This window comes from Streptomyces lushanensis (genome assembly GCF_001700515.1).
GTDB classification, from domain to species: domain Bacteria; phylum Actinomycetota; class Actinomycetes; order Streptomycetales; family Streptomycetaceae; genus Streptomyces; species Streptomyces lushanensis.
Genome location: NZ_MAUD01000179.1, coordinates 1 through 16,640, shown reverse-complemented (window position 1 = coordinate 16,640; position 16,640 = coordinate 1). Strand labels below are relative to the sequence as shown.

Genomic DNA, 16,640 nt, shown 5'->3' with positions numbered 1-16,640 from the left:
TGTCCGGGCCGGCCCGGACACGCCGGCGGTCCCGGTGGGGCCGACGCCGCTCCGAACGTCGCTCTGAACGCCAGGAAGGGCCCCGGACGCGCCACGCGACCCCGGGGCCCTTCGCGTCCGTGTCCAGGCCCGTACAGGGCCGTACAGAGCCTCGCGGCCTTCAACTACCTTGCGCTCCCAGCGAACAGCCACGGAACCGGGATGGCGCCCGCCGACCAGCGCGTTAGGGTCCATGAATACGAGGGCTGGGGAGTCTCCCGTCCCCGGTACGAAGACGCTGAGACGGCCAAAGCCGTCAGAGACGAGCAGGTGTATACGTGACGAATCTGATGCCTTACGCCGCCGGTGAGCCGTCCCTCGGTGGTGGCCTCGGCGACCAGGTCTACAGCCGGCTGCTCGGAGAGCGGATCATCTTCCTCGGCCAGCAGGTCGACGACGACATCGCGAACAAGATCACGGCGCAGCTCCTCCTCCTCGCGGCCGAGCCCGAGAAGGACATTTTCCTGTACATCAACAGCCCCGGCGGTTCCGTGACGGCCGGCATGGCCGTCTACGACACCATGCAGTACATCCCGAACGACGTGGTGACCATCGGTATGGGTCTCGCCGCGTCGATGGGCCAGTTCCTGCTGACCGGTGGCACGGCGGGCAAGCGCTTCGCGCTGCCGCACACCGACATCCTCATGCACCAGGGCTCCGCGGGCCTCGGTGGCACCGCCTCCGACATCAAGATCCAGGCCGAGCAGCTGCTCCGTACCAAGAAGCGCATGGCCGAGATCACCGCCCGCCACACCGGGCAGTCGGAGGAGACGATCATCCGCGACGGTGACCGCGACCGCTGGTTCACCGCCGAGGAGGCCAAGGACTACGGCATCATCGACGAGATCATCTCCGCTGCTTCCGGCGTTCCGGGCGGCGGCGGCACCGGGGCCTGAGCAGCACCGCCGCCCCGCAGCAGCCGCACCAGCCGCATCGGCCGGCCAAGACCACCGAACGCCACAGGATGGTGAACACCCACATGCACAACATGAACAACTACTCCGCGAGCGGTCTCTACACCGGCCCGCAGGTGGACAACCGTTACGTCGTTCCGCGCTTCGTGGAGCGCACCTCGCAGGGCGTGCGTGAGTACGACCCGTACGCGAAGCTCTTCGAGGAGCGTGTGATCTTCCTCGGTGTGCAGATCGACGACGCCTCCGCCAACGACGTCATGGCGCAGCTCCTCTGCCTGGAGTCGATGGATCCCGACCGGGACATCTCCATCTACATCAACAGCCCCGGTGGCTCGATGACGGCCCTCACGGCCATCTACGACACCATGCAGTTCGTGAAGCCCGACATCCAGACCGTGTGCATGGGCCAGGCCGCCTCCGCCGCCGCCGTTCTGCTCGCCGCCGGGACCGCCGGCAAGCGGCTCGCCCTGCCCAACGCGCGTGTGCTCATCCACCAGCCGTCCAGCCAGACCGGCCGTGAGCAGCTCTCCGACCTGGAGATCGCGGCCAACGAGATCCTGCGGATGCGCGCCCAGCTCGAGGACATGCTGGCCAAGCACTCCACCACGCCGATCGAGAAGGTCCGCGACGACATCGAGCGTGACAAGATCCTCACGGCCGAGGACGCGCTCGCGTACGGCCTGGTCGACCAGATCGTGTCGACCCGCAAGACGACGGCCGCTGCGGCAGCCTGACACACCCGGCGCCCTTGGCGCGGTGCGCGCATGAGTCCGGTTGGGCTTCGCGGGGGAGGTCCTGCCGGACCGTCCCGCCGGGTCCGTACGGGACCGGGACCAGGTCCGTGAGGGACCGGACGGGATCCCACGACCATGTGAACCGCGCCAAGGGGGGCCCGAACGGGGGCCCGAGCAAGGTACCGTCGGATATGAGGCACAGGAGCCGCTGAACCAAAGCTGCTCCCAGGCGAAGGGGAAGCACCTCGTGGCACGCATCGGTGATGGCGGCGATCTGCTCAAGTGCTCGTTCTGCGGGAAGAGCCAGAAGCAGGTGAAGAAGCTCATCGCGGGTCCCGGTGTGTACATCTGCGACGAGTGCATCGACCTCTGCAACGAGATCATCGAGGAGGAGCTCGCGGAGACCTCCGAGGTGCGGTGGGAGGAACTGCCCAAGCCTCGTGAGATCTACGAGTTCCTCGAGGGCTATGTCGTCGGCCAGGAGCCCGCGAAGAAGGCCCTGTCGGTGGCGGTGTACAACCACTACAAGCGTGTGCAGGCCGGTGAGACCGGTGGCGCGTCCGGCCGTGAGGACGCGATCGAGCTGGCGAAGTCGAACATCCTGCTGCTGGGCCCGACCGGCTCCGGCAAGACGCTCCTCGCGCAGACGCTCGCCCGCATGCTGAACGTGCCGTTCGCCATCGCGGACGCGACGGCGCTCACGGAGGCCGGCTATGTCGGCGAGGACGTCGAGAACATCCTGCTGAAGCTGATCCAGGCGGCCGACTACGACGTCAAGAAGGCCGAGACCGGGATCATCTACATCGACGAGATCGACAAGGTCGCCCGCAAGAGCGAGAACCCCTCGATCACGCGTGATGTCTCGGGCGAGGGCGTCCAGCAGGCGCTGCTGAAGATCCTGGAGGGCACGACGGCCTCCGTACCGCCGCAGGGCGGACGCAAGCATCCGCACCAGGAGTTCATCCAGATCGACACGACGAACGTGCTGTTCATCGTGGGCGGAGCCTTCGCCGGTCTGGAGAAGATCATCGAGTCGCGGGCGGGCGCGAAGGGGATCGGCTTCGGGGCGACGATCCGCTCGAAGCGGGAGATCGAGGCGAGCGACCAGTTCCAGGAGGTCATGCCGGAGGACCTGGTGAAGTTCGGGATGATCCCGGAGTTCATCGGCCGTCTGCCCGTGCTGACGTCGGTCCACAACCTGGACCGCGAGGCGCTGCTCCAGATCCTGGTCGAGCCGCGCAACGCGCTGGTGAAGCAGTACCAGCGGCTCTTCGAACTCGACGGTGTGGAGCTGGACTTCGACCGCCCGGCGCTGGAGGCCATCGCCGACCAGGCGATCCTGCGCGGCACGGGAGCGCGCGGTCTGCGCGCGATCCTCGAAGAGGTGCTCCAGTCGGTGATGTACGAGGTCCCGTCCCGCAAGGACGTGGCCCGCGTCGTCATCACGGCGGAGGTCGTCCGCGACAACGTGAACCCGACGCTGGTCCCGCGCGAGCCGAGGATCGTGAAGAACGACGGCCGCCACGAGAAGTCGGCGTAGCCGCCGCCCGACACGGCGGACAGGAACGACCCACAGCAACGCCCGGCCGGTCCAACCGGCCGGGCGTCGCGTTGCCCGAGACATTAGGTGCTGCTAATGTCGATCGGGTGGACGGTCCGTACGAGCTGAGGTTTTTCGCCGATGTCCTGGAGTGGATTCAAGTCCTCGGCAAAGAGGATCCCGACAGCCATAACCACGTCATCGCTGCCCTTGAGCGATTACAGGAGTGCGGTCCGGCCCTCCGCCGCCCGACGGTCGGAGCTGTTGACGGCAGTCAGTACCGCAACATGCGGGAGCTTCGTCCTCGGAGCGGAGGATCCGTCAGTATCCGGATGCTGTTCGTCTTCGATCCGGTACGACGCGCGGTGTTCCTTGTCGCGGGCAACAAGGCCGACGGACGGCAGTGGTCGGCGTGGTATCCGAGGGCGATCAAAGAAGCCGATGCCAAGTACACCGCTTACCTCGATGCGCTGAGGGAGGAGAACGAATCGTGAAGCTCGGCGGCATGGCGGATCTGACCGGTGGCATCACACCGGAGAAGCGCGAACGGATCGATGAGATCAAGCGTGAGATGGTCGACGCGGAGAGGGGCCACGAACTCGCCGCTCTCCGGAAGACGCAGGGGATGACACAAGTGCAGGTCGCCCGGAAGATGGGCGTCACGCAGGGGCGGATCAGCCAGATCGAGCGTGGTGGCGTACGGCTGGACACCTCGACGCTTGCGGCCTATCTCCAGGCCATTGGTGGAGAGCTGACGATACTGGCCACGGTCGGAAACGTGTCGGTGCGACTCTGAGCTCGCCGGTACCGCCGGCCACAGCACGCACAGCGCGTCCGTGCGCTGTGCGTGCCGTGAGCGGTCAGAGTGCCACCCGGACGTCGTTGCGGAGTTTGGCGGCCAGGATGGCCGCGTCCGCGAGGGAGGTGGGCTTGCCGGTGGAGAGTTGGGCGAGGTCGATCGACAGGACGTAGGCCACGGTGCTGTGGTCGGCCCAGATGCAGGTCGGGAAGGACGACGTCTTGCCGCTGTCCGTGATCTTGGCCTCCTGGCACTTCAGGACGCCGTTCTCGAACCCGGTGGGCGAGAACTCCTGAGGGCTGCCGACCAGTTCGCCTCCGCCGGTCTTGTCCGCGGCGGCCTCCGTCTTCATGCTGGCGAACAGCGCGTCGATGACCTTCTCCGGGTCCTCGATCTCGCCGTAGACACCGCTGAAGGTGAGCTGATTGCCCATCAGGGCGTCGCTGCTCGCCTTGCTCGTGTAGCCCGCGCCGACGTCCTTGGGGTTCTTCACCCCCCAGGTCTCCATGTCCTTGATGTCCTTCTCGGACATGCCGTCGGCACCGGCGGCGCCCGCGTCGATCTTCTTGTACGTGCCGTCGATGACCGTCGCGGGCGTCGCCAGCTTGTGCGGGCCGTCGTCCGCGACCGAGCCGCCGCCACCGCCGCCCGAGGTCAGGACGTACGCACCGCCGGCGATCACCGCGAGCGCCACCACGGCGACACCGATGATCAGACCGGTCTTCTTCTTCCTGGGCGCGGGGCCCGGAGGGGGAGGCGGGTACGGGCCGCCGCCGTACGGAGGCTGCTGCGGCGGCTGTCCGTACGGGCCGGGCTGCTGCGGATAGCCGTACCCGGGCGGTGTACCGGGCGGCGGCGGCCCCTGCGGCGGCACACCCGGCGCCTGCGGATAACCGTAGCCGGGCTGCGGCGGCCCCTGCGGGGGCTGCTGTCCGTAGGGCCCCGGCTGCGGCTGACCGTAGGGCCCAGGCTGCTGAGGCTGCTGGCCACCGTACGGGCCCGGCTGGTGGTAACTCATCTGTCCTGTCCCCTCCGGAAACTTATGCGTTCCGAACATCCTGTCGGAAGAGACAGTGACCTGGGCCGTTCGGGGCGGCTCCGTTACCGAACAATCCCGTTTCAGTACGCGCCCGTGACACCTCTAAACTGACCCCGTGACCGAGAACACTCAGCAGCAGCCAGTCAGCGACCCCGAACTGCCGACCCAGTACGTGCCGGCCGAGGTGGAGGGGAAGCTGTATGAGCGCTGGGTGGACCGCGGCTACTTCGAGGCGGACGCGAAGAGCGGCAAGGAGCCGTACACCATCGTCATCCCGCCGCCGAACGTCACCGGCAGCCTGCATCTCGGGCATGCCTTCCAGCACACGCTGATGGACGCCCTCACCCGCCGCAAGCGGATGCAGGGCTACGAGGCGCTGTGGCTGCCCGGGATGGACCACGCCGGAATCGCCACGCAGAACAAGGTCGAGCAGCAGCTCGCCGAGGAGGGCAAGTCCCGTCAGGACATCGGGCGGGCGGAGTTCGTCGAGCGGGTCTGGCAGTGGAAAGAGGAGTACGGCGGCCGGATCCTCGGCCAGATGCGCCGGCTCGGCGACGGTGTCGACTGGTCGCGTGAGCGCTTCACCATGGACGAGGGGCTGTCCAAGGCCGTTCTGACGATCTTCAAGAAGCTCTACGACGACGAGCTGATCTACCGCGCCGAGCGCATCATCAACTGGTGCCCGCGCTGTCTCACCGCGATCTCCGACATCGAGGTGGACTATCAGGAGGACGACGGCGAGCTGGTCTCGCTGAAGTACGGCGAGGGTGACGAGACGGTCGTCGTCGCGACGACCCGGGTCGAGACGATGCTCGGTGACACCGCCGTCGCCGTCCATCCCGACGACCCGCGGTACGCGCATCTCATCGGCAGGCGGATCAAGCTGCCGCTCACCAACCGTACGATCCCGGTCGTCGCGGACACCCATGTCGACCCGGAGTTCGGCACGGGCGCGGTCAAGGTGACACCGGCGCACGACCCCAACGACTTCGCCATCGGCCGACGGCACGGTCTCGAATCCCTGACGATCATGGACGAGCGCGCCGTCATCACCGCGCCCGGCCCGTTCGAGGGACTCGACCGGTTCGAGGCGCGCTCCGCGATCGTGGAGGCGCTGCGCCAGCAGGGCCGCGTCGTCGCCGAGAAGCGTCCGTACGTCCACTCCGTCGGCCACTGCTCGCGCTGCAGGACGACGATCGAGCCGCGGCTGTCGCTCCAGTGGTGGGTCAAGGTCGAGCCGCTGGCCAAGGCCGCGGGTGACGCGGTCCGGGACGGGCGTGTCCGGATCCACCCGGAGGATCTGTCGAAGCGGTACTTCGACTGGGTCGACAACATGCACGACTGGTGCATCTCGCGCCAGCTCTGGTGGGGCCACCGCATCCCGGTCTGGTACGGCCCGAACGGCGAGACCGTGTGCGTCGGACCGGACGACGAGCCGCCCACGGGCGAGGGCTGGACGCAGGACTCGGACGTCCTGGACACCTGGTTCTCCTCCGGCCTGTGGCCCTTCTCGACGCTCGGCTGGCCCGAACAGACCGCGGATCTCAAGAAGTTCTATCCGACCGATGTGCTGCTCACCGGGCACGACATCATCTTCTTCTGGGTCGCCAGGATGATGATGTTCGGGCTGTACGCGATGGACGGCGTGGCGCCGTTCCACACGATCGCGCTGACCGGTCTCGTCCGTGACGAGCACGGCAAGAAGATGTCGAAGTCCAACCCGAACTCGGTGGACCCGCTGGACTGGATGGACGCGTACGGCTCGGACGCCGTCCGCTTCACCCTGGCCCGCGGGGCCAATCCCGGCGCGGACGTGCCGATCGGCGAGGACTGGGTCCAGGCGTCCCGGAACTTCGCGAACAAGATCTGGAACGCGACGCGCTTCGCGCTGATGAACGGCGCCACGGTCGAGGGCCCGCTGCCCGCGGCCGGTGAGCTGTCGGCGGCGGACCGCTGGATCCTCTCGCGGCTGAACGAGACGATCGCGCAGGCCGACGCGTATTACGAGGACTACCAGTTCGCGAAGCTGAGCGACGCGCTGTACCACTTCGCCTGGGACGAGGTCTTCGACTGGTACGTCGAGCTCTCCAAGACCACCTTCTTCGAGGGCGGCGCGCAGGCGCGGGTCTCGGGACGGGTGCTGGGCGAGGTCCTCGACGTGATGCTGCGGCTGCTGCATCCGGTGGTCCCGTTCGTCACGGAGACGCTGTGGACCACGCTCACCGGCAAGGAGTCGCTCGTCGTCGCGGACTGGCCGGCCGACAGCGGATTCCGCGACGAGAGGGCCGAGCGGGAGATCGGGCATCTCCAGCAGGTGATCACGGAGGTGCGGCGGTTCCGGGCCGACCAGGGGCTCCAGCCCGGACAGAAGGTGCCGGCGCGGCTGGATCTGTCCGGTACGGCGCTGGCGGCGCACGAGGCGGCCATCCGCCAGCTCCTGCGGCTCCAGCCGGAGGGCGAGTCCTTCCACGCGACGGCGACACTGCCGGTCGCGGGCGCGCGGGTGGCGCTGGACCTGTCGGGCACGATCGACGTCGAGGCGGAGCGCAAGCGGCTGACGAAGGATCTGGGCGCGGCCGAGAAGGAGAAGGCGCAGGCGGAGGCGAAGCTCGGCAACGAGGCGTTCCTCGCGAAGGCGCCCGATCACGTGGTCGAGAAGATCCGCGCCCGGCTCGCCAGGGCGGAGGCGGACATCGCGCGGATCGGCGCCCAGGTGGCGGCGCTGCCCGAGGGCTGACGGCCGTACGCGACCGGCACCCCCGTACGCGGGTGTGATCCCGGCCCCCCGGCCTGTGACGGCCGGGGGGCCGGGCTGTCGGCGGGGCTCCGTAGACTGGTGGCGTGAGCGAGCAGCGTCCATTCGACCAGCCCGGCGAGCCCGACGATTTCGACGAGATCGTCGCCGCCGAGACCGAGCGCGACCCCGACCTGGCGGTGATAGAGGCCGGCAGCCGTACGCTGCGTGCCCAGGCGGGGCCCGCCCAGGGGGACGGCGTGCCCGGGCGGCCCGAGGACCCCGAGGTGGACAAGGCGCTGCGCGCCGTGGAGCAGGAGCTCGCCGGACGCTGGGGCGAGACGAAGCTCGATCCTTCGGTGAGCCGGATCGCCGGGCTGATGGACGTGCTGGGAGATCCGCAGCGCACTTACCCCTCGATCCACATCACCGGGACCAACGGCAAGACGTCGACGGCCCGGATGATCGAGGCGCTGCTCGGCGCGTTCGATCTCCGCACCGGCCGGTACACCAGCCCGCACGTCCAGTCGATCACCGAGCGGATCAGTCTGGACGGCGCGCCGGTCTCCGCCGAGCGGTTCATCGAGACGTACGAGGACATCAAGCCGTACGTCGAGATGGTCGACGGCACGCAGGAGTACCGGCTCTCCTTCTTCGAGGTGCTGACGGGCATGGCGTACGCGGCGTTCGCGGACGCGCCGGTGGACGTCGCCGTGGTCGAGGTCGGCATGGGCGGCACCTGGGACGCGACGAATGTCATCGACGCCGCCGTCGCCGTCGTCACACCGATCGATCTGGACCACACGGACCGGCTGGGGAAGACGCCCGGTGAGATCTCCGTGGAGAAGTCCGGGATCATCAAGCAGGGCGCGACGGTGATCCTCGCTCAGCAGCCGGTGGACGCGGCGCAGGTGATGCTCAAGAAGTCCGTCGACGTGGACGCCACGGTCGCGCGCGAGGGCATGGAGTTCGGCGTGGTGGCCCGGGAGGTCGCGGTCGGCGGGCAGTTGCTCACCCTGCGCGGTCTCGGCGGTGAGTACGAACAGGTCTTCCTGCCGCTGTACGGCGCCCACCAGGCGCACAACGCGGCGGTGGCGCTCGCGGCCGTCGAGGCGTTCTTCGGTATCGGGGCCCAGCACGCGCGTCCGCTGGACATGGACACCGTCCGCAAGGCGTTCGCGTCGGTGTCCTCGCCGGGCCGGCTCGAAGTCGTACGGCGTTCGCCCACGGTGGTGCTGGACGCCGCGCACAACCCGGCGGGCGCGCGCGCCGCTGCCGCCGCCGTCACCGAGTCCTTCGGCTTCAGCCGGCTGATCGGTGTGGTGGGCGCCAGCGACGGCAAGGACGTGCGCGGTGTGCTGGAGGCGCTGGAGCCGATCTGCGCGGAGCTGGTGGTCACCCGGAATTCCAGTCATCGGGCGATGGACGCGGACGAGCTGGCCGCCGTCGCGGTGGAGGTCTTCGGCGACGACCGCGTACAGGTCGAGCCCCGTCTGGACGACGCGCTGGAGGCGGCGATCACGCTGGCCGAGGAGGAGTCCGAGTTCGCGGGCGCGGGAGTGCTGGTGACCGGCTCGGTGATCACGGTCGGCGAGGCCCGGCTGCTGTTGAAGAGGAGCTGAATTCCTTGCGTACGCTCTGTGCGTCGACACTGATCGCCGAGATCTTCGTGATCGGCTTCGCCGGTCTGGTCGCGATGAAGTCGGACGATCTGTCGGTGGGGACGGTCTGGACGGTCTGCGGTGTCGCGATGGTGCTGTGTCTGCTGCTATGCGGGATGATCACCCGTCCCGGCGGTGTGCAGCTCGGCTGGGCGCTCCAGACAGCGCTGGTCGCGAGCGGTGTGGCGGTCCCCGCGATGTTCGCGCTGGGTGCGATCTTCGCGGCCCTGTGGTGGGCCTCGGTGCACTACGGGCGGGCGATCGACCAGGCCAAGGCGCGCTGGGCGGAGCAGGCCGAGGCCCAGGAGCGGGCCGAAGGCGAGGAACGGGGCGGTGAACGGGCCCCGGGACAGGCCTCGGCAGAGGCTGACGCTGTGTAATCGAGGCGGGCCGTGCCCTGTAGCCTCTAAGTCCTGCACCCGCACATGAAGGAGCCTGCACCGTGACCGAGCGCACTCTCGTCCTCCTCAAGCCCGACGCGGTCAGGCGCGGGCTGATCGGCGAGATCATCGGCCGTATCGAGCGCAAGGCGGGCTGGACCATCACCGCTCTTGAACTGCGCACCCTGGACCAGGAGACGCTGGAGCAGCACTACGGCGAGCACAAGGGCCGGCCCTTCTACGAGCCGCTGCTCGGCTTCATGGCCTCGGGCCCGGTCGTCGCCCTGGTGGTCGAGGGCGAGCGGGTCATCGAGGGCGTGCGCGCCCTCGCCGGCCCGACTGACCCGATCGCCGCAGCGCCCGGGTCCATCCGGGGGGACTTCGGCACCATTGTCCGGGAGAACCTGATCCACGCCTCGGACTCCGAGGAGTCCGCCATTCGGGAACTGAAAATTTTCTTTCCGGGACTTTCCTGACCGTCAGTCAGCCGAACGAGGCCGACCGCTTGAGGCGACCGAAGGAATTCGGTCGCCTTTGGGCATATGCGGGGCCATTCCGGGAACGCATTCGGCCGACTCTTCGTCACCCTTATCGAGGTGGGCCGACGAGTTAGCGGGGCGGCCCAGCGAGCGGACGTCGCACAGGCGTGACTACGATGGAAGCCTCCAAGCCACAGCACCCACCTCGCCATCCTGAGAAGCCATCAAAAGCTCGATCTGGGAAGGCCAGACGCATCCTCATGGGGAACAACATGTCGTTCATCGGCCGTGACATGGCTGTCGACCTCGGGACCGCCAACACGCTGGTGTACGTCAGAGGCCGGGGGATCGTACTCAACGAGCCGTCCGTCGTAGCCATCAACACCAACACAGGCGGCATTCTCGCGGTCGGCGCCGAAGCGAAGAAGATGATCGGGCGGACACCGGGCAACATCGTTGCCGTGCGTCCGCTGAAGGACGGTGTGATCGCCGACTTCGAAATCACCGAGCGCATGCTGCGTTACTTCATTCTCAAGATCCACAAGCGTCGTTATCTCGCCCGGCCACGTGTGGTCGTCTGTGTGCCCTCGGGTATCACGGGTGTCGAGCGCCGTGCCGTCATCGAGGCCTCCACCCAGGCCGGCGCGCGTCAGGTGCACATCATCGAGGAGCCCATGGCCGCGGCCATCGGCTCGGGACTGCCGGTCCATGAGGCCACCGGGAACATGGTGGTCGACATCGGCGGCGGCACCACCGAGGTCGCGGTGATCTCCCTCGGCGGAATCGTCACGGCCCAGTCGATCCGCGTCGCCGGCGACGAGCTGGACAACGCGATCATCCAGCACATCAAGAAGGAGTACTCCCTCCTCCTGGGTGAGCGGACCGCCGAGAGCATCAAGATCACCATTGGTTCGGCGTACGACCTCGACAAGGACGAGCACACCGAGATCCGCGGACGAGATCTGGTCTCCGGACTGCCGAAGACCGTGGTCATCTCCGCCGCCGAGGTGCGCAAGGCCATCGAGGAGCCGGTCAACTCGATCGTCGACGCGGTGAAGACCACACTCGACAAATGCCCGCCCGAGCTGTCCGGCGATGTCATGGACCGTGGGATCGTGCTCACGGGCGGCGGCGCGCTGCTGCGCGGTCTCGACGAGCGGCTGCGCCGGGAGACGGGAATGCCCATCCATATCGCCGAGGATCCGCTGGACTCCGTCGCGCTCGGAGCCGGCAAGTGCGTCGAGGAGTTCGAGGCGCTCCAGCAGGTGCTGGACGCCCAGCCCCGCCGTTGACGTGGGCGTCCGAATCCCCCTGGGCCCCGTGATCCCTCCGGGCCCGGCGGCCCGGGGGACCACCGGTACGGGCCTCGGACCTCCCGTACGGCGGAGCGCCGGCGGACCTGTCGCCGGCACAGACACAGAAACATTCCTACGAGGAAGGCACGGCCGCCGCACGTGAGGGACACACGAGAGAGCCGGCTGCTCCTGGTGCTGCTGGTCGCCATCGCGTTCGCACTGATCACGGTGGACATCCGCGGTGGTGAGGGCTCACCGGTCGACGGCGCGCGGCGGGTCGCCGCGGCGGTCTTCGGCCCGGTGGAGAACGGCGTCGCGTCCGCGGTCAATCCGGTCGGCAACGCCATAGGAGCCGTACGGGACTCCGGCGCGCGGCACGACCGTATCGCCGCGCTCCAGAAGGAGAACACCGCGCTCAAGACCCGGCTCGGCAGCGATGTCCGCAACCGCAGCCGGGTGCGTGAACTCGACAAGATGCTCAAGAAGGCGGGCGCCGGGCAGTACGGCATCAAGGGCGCCGAAGTCATCGCCATAGGAGCGGCCCAGGGCTTCTCCTGGACGGTCACCATCGACGCGGGATCCGACGACGGCATCGAGCGCGACATGACGGTCATCAACGGCGACGGGCTGGTCGGCCGCGTCACCACCGTCGGTCCGGGCACCGCGACCGTCCTGCTCGCCAACGACCCGGACTTCACCGTCGGCACCCGGATGGAGGGGACCGACGAACTGGGCTTCGCCACCGGACAGGGCGACCGTCCGCTCTCCGTCCAGCTCCTCAACGGCAAGTCGAAGGTGAAGAAGGGCGACCGGCTGGTGACCTTCGGCTCCAGCAAGGACAAGCCCTTCGTGCCCGGTGTGCCGGTCGGCCAGGTCGTACGGGTCGATCCGTCCGGCGGCAATCTCACCCGGACCATCTACGTACGGCCCTTCGCCGGGTTCACCAAGCTGGACATCGTCGGTGTGGTGGTCGAGGCGCCCAGGACCGATCCGAGGGACACGGTGCTTCCGCCCAAGCCCAAGGCCGAGCCGACGCCGACCGTGACGGTCACCGTCACTCCCTCGCCCGAGGGCAATCTCGAAGTCAACGGCGAGGCCGCCGATGTCGCGGGCGGTACGGACCCGGGCGACGGCACGGGCCTCCCGCCGGCCGATCCGCCCGCCAACCCGCCGGCCGTCCCGCCCGCCAATCCGCCGGGCGACGGCACCGCACAGGACAATCCCGACGGCCAAGCGGACGACCAGGAGTAGGGCTCGATTCCCATGCGCTTCAACCGGATTCTGCTCTCCACCACGCTGGTCGTGGTGGCCATGGTCGTCCAGGTGTCCATCCTCGCCAGACTCCAGCTCCCCGGCGCCGTCCCCGATCTGACACTGCTGGTGGTCCTCGCGCTGGCCTTTGTGTACGGGCACGTCGGCGGCGCTTTCATCGGCTTCGGCGCCGGACTGCTGGCCGATCTGGCGCCGCCGGCGGACCACGCGGCCGGGCGCTATGCCCTGGTGCTCTGTGTGATCGGCTATCTGGCGGGCCTCGCGCGGCCCGAGAAGGGCCAGATGAGATCGGCGCTCGCCCCGATGACCGCGGTGGTGGTCGCGGCGGTCGGTTCGACGCTGCTGTACGCGGCGGTGGGCGCCCTCGTCGGTGACACCGCCGCCCGCCATGTGGGCCTCGCGGGCCTGCTGTTCTCCGCCGCCGTCTACGATCTGCTTCTCGCGCCGTTCGTCGTACCGCTGATCATGTGGCTGGCCAGACGCGCCGAGAACGATCCGCTCGCCGGGACCGAGAAGAACGGCGGCGGCTCGGATGTCTCCTCGGGCTGGCTCGCCACCGGCACGGGACTGCGGATCGGCGGCCAGCGTGGCGGACTGTGGGTCAGGGCCGCCCGTAACCGCGCGGCCAGGGCGGGCCGTATCAAGGGGGTCAAGCGGCTTTGAGCAATATCCCGGAGACCGGGCGGACACAGCGGGTCCAGATCCGGCTCATCGTCATCCAGGTCCTCGTCCTCTCCCTTCTCCTCACGCTCGGCGGCCGGCTCTGGTATCTCCAGGTCCGCAACGGCCAGGAGTACACGGACGAGGCCAAGAGCAACCATGTGCAGCAGGTCGTCCAGCCGGCCGTGCGCGGCTCGATCCTCGACACCCGGGGCGTTCCGCTCGCCGACAACGAGACGCGGCTCGTCGTGTCCACCAGCCGTACCGACCTGATGAAGATGGAGGACGGCGGCAAGGACGTGCTGACCCGGCTCGCCGACGTCCTGGGGATGAAACCCAAGGAGGTGATGGACAAGGTCAGGCTCTGCGACGCGAAGACCCCGCAGCCCTGCTGGAACGGTTCGCCCTACCAGCCGATCCCCATCACCGACGAGGCCACCACCCAGCAGGCGCTCCAGATCCGGGAGCGCGCCGAGGACTTCCCTGGGATCACCGCCGAGCCCACCGCCGTGCGCCGCTACACCTCACCCGGTCTCGCCAACACCGCCCAGGTGCTGGGCTATCTCTCGCCCGTCACCGACGCGGAGATCACCAAGGCGCACGACACCGACTCGCCGTATCTCCGCTCCGACCAGGTGGGCCGCTCCGGGCTTGAGCGTACGTACGACAAGGCGCTGCGCGGCAAGGCCGGTGTCACCCGCTACGAGGTCGACAATCTGGGCCGGGTCATCGGACAGGCCCGCAGCGACCAGGCCGAGCCCGGCGCCCATGTCGTCACCTCCATCGACGCGCGCGTGCAGGCCGTCGCCGAGTACGAGCTGAACGAGGCGATGAAGGCCGCCCGCAAGGAGATGGACCGCAACACCAACACGCACTACAAGGCCGACTCGGGAGCCGTCGTCGTCATGGAGGCGAAGACCGGCCGTGTCGTCGCGATGGCCTCCCAGCCGACCTACGACCCCAACGCCTGGGTGGGCGGTATCTCCGCCAAGGACTACGCCAGACTCACCGGCAAGAACTCCAACTTCCCGCTGCTGAACCGCGCCATCCAGGGCCAGGCGGCGCCCGGCTCGATCTTCAAGGTCGTCTCCTCGACCGCCGCGGTCAACGCCGGCTACAAGTTCAACGGCAGCTATCCCTGCCCCAGTTCGTACAGCGTCGGCGGCCAGACCTTCCAGAACTTCGAGTCCCGGGGCTACGGCAGCATCACTCTCGGCAAGGCGCTCGAAGTCTCCTGCGACACCGTCTTCTACGGGCTCGCGCACAAGGAGTGGATCAAGGACGGCGGTCTGAAGCCCAAGAGGGACGCCAAGAACTGGTTCTACAGGACGGCCCATCAGTTCGGCCTCGGCAAGGAGACCGGTATCGACCTGCCCAACGAGGTCACCGGCCGGATCCCGGACCGCGAGTGGAAGCAGAAGTTCTGGGAGGCCAACAAGGCTGGCTGGTGCAAGCAGGGCAAGAAGGGCGGCACCTATGTCCAGCAGCTCGCCTACGAAGGCTGCCTCGAAGGCAATCTGATGCGCGCCGGTGACTCCGTCAACTACTCGATCGGCCAGGGCGACATCCTCGTCACCCCGATCCAGATGGCGACCATCTACTCGGCGATCTCCAACGGCGGCATCCTCTACGACCCGCTCGTCGGCAAGGCGATCATCAGCGCGGACGGCAAGCAGACCAAGATCATCGAGCCCAAGTCCCACGGCAGGCTGCCGTTCGACACGAAGACGCGTGACTTGATAGACGAGGCTCTCGCGGCCGTGACCACGCGCGGCTCCGCCGCCTGGCGCTTCGGCGGCTGGCCGCAGAAGCAGATCCCGATGCACGCCAAGACGGGTACGGCCGAGGTCTACGGCAAGCAGACGACCTCGTGGTTCTCGTCGTACACCAGCGACTACACGATCATCATGACGATCTCCCAGGGTGGTACCGGCTCCGGAGCCTCGGGGCCCGCGGTGCGCAAGATCTACGAGGCGATGTACGGGCTGAACCCGAAGGGCGAGCAGGACCTCGGCAAGGCGCTGATGCCCGAGCCGCGCACGGAACTGCCCAAGATCCAGCCGGACGGCTCGATCGACGCTCCGAAGATCGAACCGTACGATCCGCCGAAGGAACCCCTGGACCCGCAGCTCCTCGCGGGCCCGCCCGCGGTGATCACCGTACGGAGGGACTGAGCGATGGCCGGCCCAGGTGGCTTCTCGGTCTCCGGATACGGTCCGCAGCGCGGCACATGGACCCGGCTCGCGGCCCGTGACTCGATGGTGCGCAGGCTCGACTGGCCGCTGCTCTTCTCCTCACTGGCGCTGTCGCTGCTGGGCTCGCTGCTGGTCTGGTCGGCGACCCGTAACCGCACACAGCTCAACCAGGGCGATCCGTACTTCTTCCTGCTGCGCCATCTGCTCAACACCGGTATCGGTTTCGCCCTGATGGTCGGCACGATCTGGCTCGGGCACCGCACGCTGCGAGGCGCGGTGCCGGCGCTCTACGGGCTCTCCGTCGTGCTGGTCGTGCTGGTGCTCACTCCGCTGGGCGCCACCATCAACGGCGCGCACGCCTGGATCCTGCTCCCCGGAGGCTTCTCGCTCCAGCCGTCCGAGTTCGTGAAGGTCACGATCATCCTGGGCATGGCGATGATGCTGGCGGCGCGGGTGGACGCGGGCGACCAGGAACATCCGGACCACTGGATCGTCGCGAAGTCGCTCGGGCTCGCGGTGCTCCCGATGATCATCGTGATGATGATGCCCGACCTCGGTTCGGTGATGGTCATGGTGGTGATCGTGCTCGGCGTGCTGCTCGCCTCGGGTGCGTCCAACCGGTGGATCTTCGGACTGGTGGGAGCCGGCGCGATCGGAGCGGTCACGGTCGCGGCACTCGGTGTGCTGGACGAGTACCAGATCAACCGCTTCGCGGCCTTCGCCAATCCGGAGCTGGACCCGGCGGGCGTGGGCTACAACACCAACCAGGCGCGGATCGCGATCGGCTCGGGCGGACTGACCGGCACCGGGCTCTTCAAGGGCTCGCAGACCACCGGCCAGTTCGTGCCCGAGCAGCAGACGGACTTCGTCTTCACGGTCGCGGGCGAGGAGCTGGGCTT

Annotated in this window: 15 protein-coding genes; 14 read left to right on the top strand and 1 reads right to left on the bottom strand. The window is 68.2% G+C overall.

The genetic code is table 11. From position 1 onward, the window contains the following. The first annotated feature begins 329 nt into the window (after window positions 1-329). The 5 genes from BFF77_RS16285 (at window position 330) to BFF77_RS16265 (ending at window position 4,023) form a co-directional block, all read left to right on the top strand. Window positions 330-935 (top strand): ATP-dependent Clp protease proteolytic subunit, encoded by a 606-nt coding sequence (locus BFF77_RS16285; protein ID WP_169922671.1) that lies wholly within the window; start codon window positions 330-332, stop codon window positions 933-935. Window positions 936-1,003: 68 nt separating this feature from the next. Further along, window positions 1,004-1,687, top strand: a complete 684-nt coding sequence (locus BFF77_RS16280; RefSeq protein ID WP_066949779.1) for an ATP-dependent Clp protease proteolytic subunit — start codon at window positions 1,004-1,006, stop codon at window positions 1,685-1,687. Window positions 1,688-1,934: 247 nt separating this feature from the next. Then, on the top strand, window positions 1,935-3,227 hold the full coding sequence (gene clpX, locus BFF77_RS16275; protein ID WP_066949776.1) for an ATP-dependent Clp protease ATP-binding subunit ClpX: 1,293 nt from the start codon (window positions 1,935-1,937) through the stop codon (window positions 3,225-3,227). 107 nt (window positions 3,228-3,334) lie between these two features. Beyond that, a complete protein-coding gene (locus BFF77_RS16270; protein ID WP_066949773.1) occupies window positions 3,335-3,721 on the top strand; it encodes a type II toxin-antitoxin system RelE/ParE family toxin in 387 nt (128 codons plus the stop codon). Then, window positions 3,718-4,023, top strand: coding sequence for a helix-turn-helix domain-containing protein (locus BFF77_RS16265; RefSeq protein WP_066949770.1), 306 nt, complete (start codon window positions 3,718-3,720; stop codon window positions 4,021-4,023). Before BFF77_RS16270 ends, BFF77_RS16265 begins: the two co-directional genes overlap by 4 nt. Window positions 4,024-4,087: 64 nt before the next feature. Here the strand turns inward: BFF77_RS16265 and BFF77_RS16260 are convergent, their stop codons facing one another. Then, window positions 4,088-5,044: a hypothetical protein gene (locus tag BFF77_RS16260; RefSeq protein WP_066949768.1), complete on the bottom strand. Its 957-nt coding sequence runs from the start codon at window positions 5,042-5,044 to the stop codon at window positions 4,088-4,090. 136 nt (window positions 5,045-5,180) lie between these two features. On the opposite strand from BFF77_RS16260, the gene BFF77_RS16255 reads away from it, so the two are divergent. The 9 genes from BFF77_RS16255 to BFF77_RS16215 all read left to right on the top strand — a co-directional run. Further along, window positions 5,181-7,802, top strand: coding sequence for a valine--tRNA ligase (locus BFF77_RS16255; RefSeq protein ID WP_066949765.1), 2,622 nt, complete (start codon window positions 5,181-5,183; stop codon window positions 7,800-7,802). Between the two features lie 104 nt (window positions 7,803-7,906). Then, window positions 7,907-9,421 carry a bifunctional tetrahydrofolate synthase/dihydrofolate synthase gene (gene folC / locus BFF77_RS16250; RefSeq protein ID WP_066949763.1) on the top strand — a complete coding sequence of 505 codons (1,515 nt, stop codon included), beginning with the start codon at window positions 7,907-7,909 and terminating at the stop codon, window positions 9,419-9,421. A gap of 5 nt (window positions 9,422-9,426) precedes the next feature. Continuing rightward, window positions 9,427-9,840: a DUF4233 domain-containing protein gene (locus BFF77_RS16245; RefSeq protein WP_066949760.1), complete on the top strand. Its 414-nt coding sequence runs from the start codon at window positions 9,427-9,429 to the stop codon at window positions 9,838-9,840. A 62-nt stretch (window positions 9,841-9,902) separates the two neighbouring features. Then, window positions 9,903-10,316, top strand: a complete 414-nt coding sequence (ndk, locus tag BFF77_RS16240; protein ID WP_066949757.1) for a nucleoside-diphosphate kinase — start codon at window positions 9,903-9,905, stop codon at window positions 10,314-10,316. Window positions 10,317-10,591: 275 nt separating this feature from the next. Next, window positions 10,592-11,611 (top strand): rod shape-determining protein, encoded by a 1,020-nt coding sequence (locus BFF77_RS16235; protein ID WP_046498926.1) that lies wholly within the window; start codon window positions 10,592-10,594, stop codon window positions 11,609-11,611. 162 nt (window positions 11,612-11,773) lie between these two features. Beyond that, window positions 11,774-12,865 carry a rod shape-determining protein MreC gene (mreC, locus tag BFF77_RS16230; RefSeq protein ID WP_079125210.1) on the top strand — a complete coding sequence of 364 codons (1,092 nt, stop codon included), beginning with the start codon at window positions 11,774-11,776 and terminating at the stop codon, window positions 12,863-12,865. 12 nt (window positions 12,866-12,877) lie between these two features. Next, on the top strand, window positions 12,878-13,549 hold the full coding sequence (gene mreD, locus BFF77_RS16225) for a rod shape-determining protein MreD (protein ID WP_066949755.1): 672 nt from the start codon (window positions 12,878-12,880) through the stop codon (window positions 13,547-13,549). Next, the gene (gene mrdA / locus BFF77_RS16220; protein WP_066949752.1) at window positions 13,546-15,720 is read left to right on the top strand and encodes a penicillin-binding protein 2; all 2,175 of its coding nucleotides are present in this window, start codon (window positions 13,546-13,548) and stop codon (window positions 15,718-15,720) included. The genes mreD and mrdA overlap by 4 nt, the downstream gene beginning before the upstream one ends. Window positions 15,721-15,723: 3 nt before the next feature. Next, window positions 15,724-16,640: FtsW/RodA/SpoVE family cell cycle protein (locus tag BFF77_RS16215; protein WP_066949749.1), on the top strand; the 917-nt coding region annotated here is incomplete at its 3' end.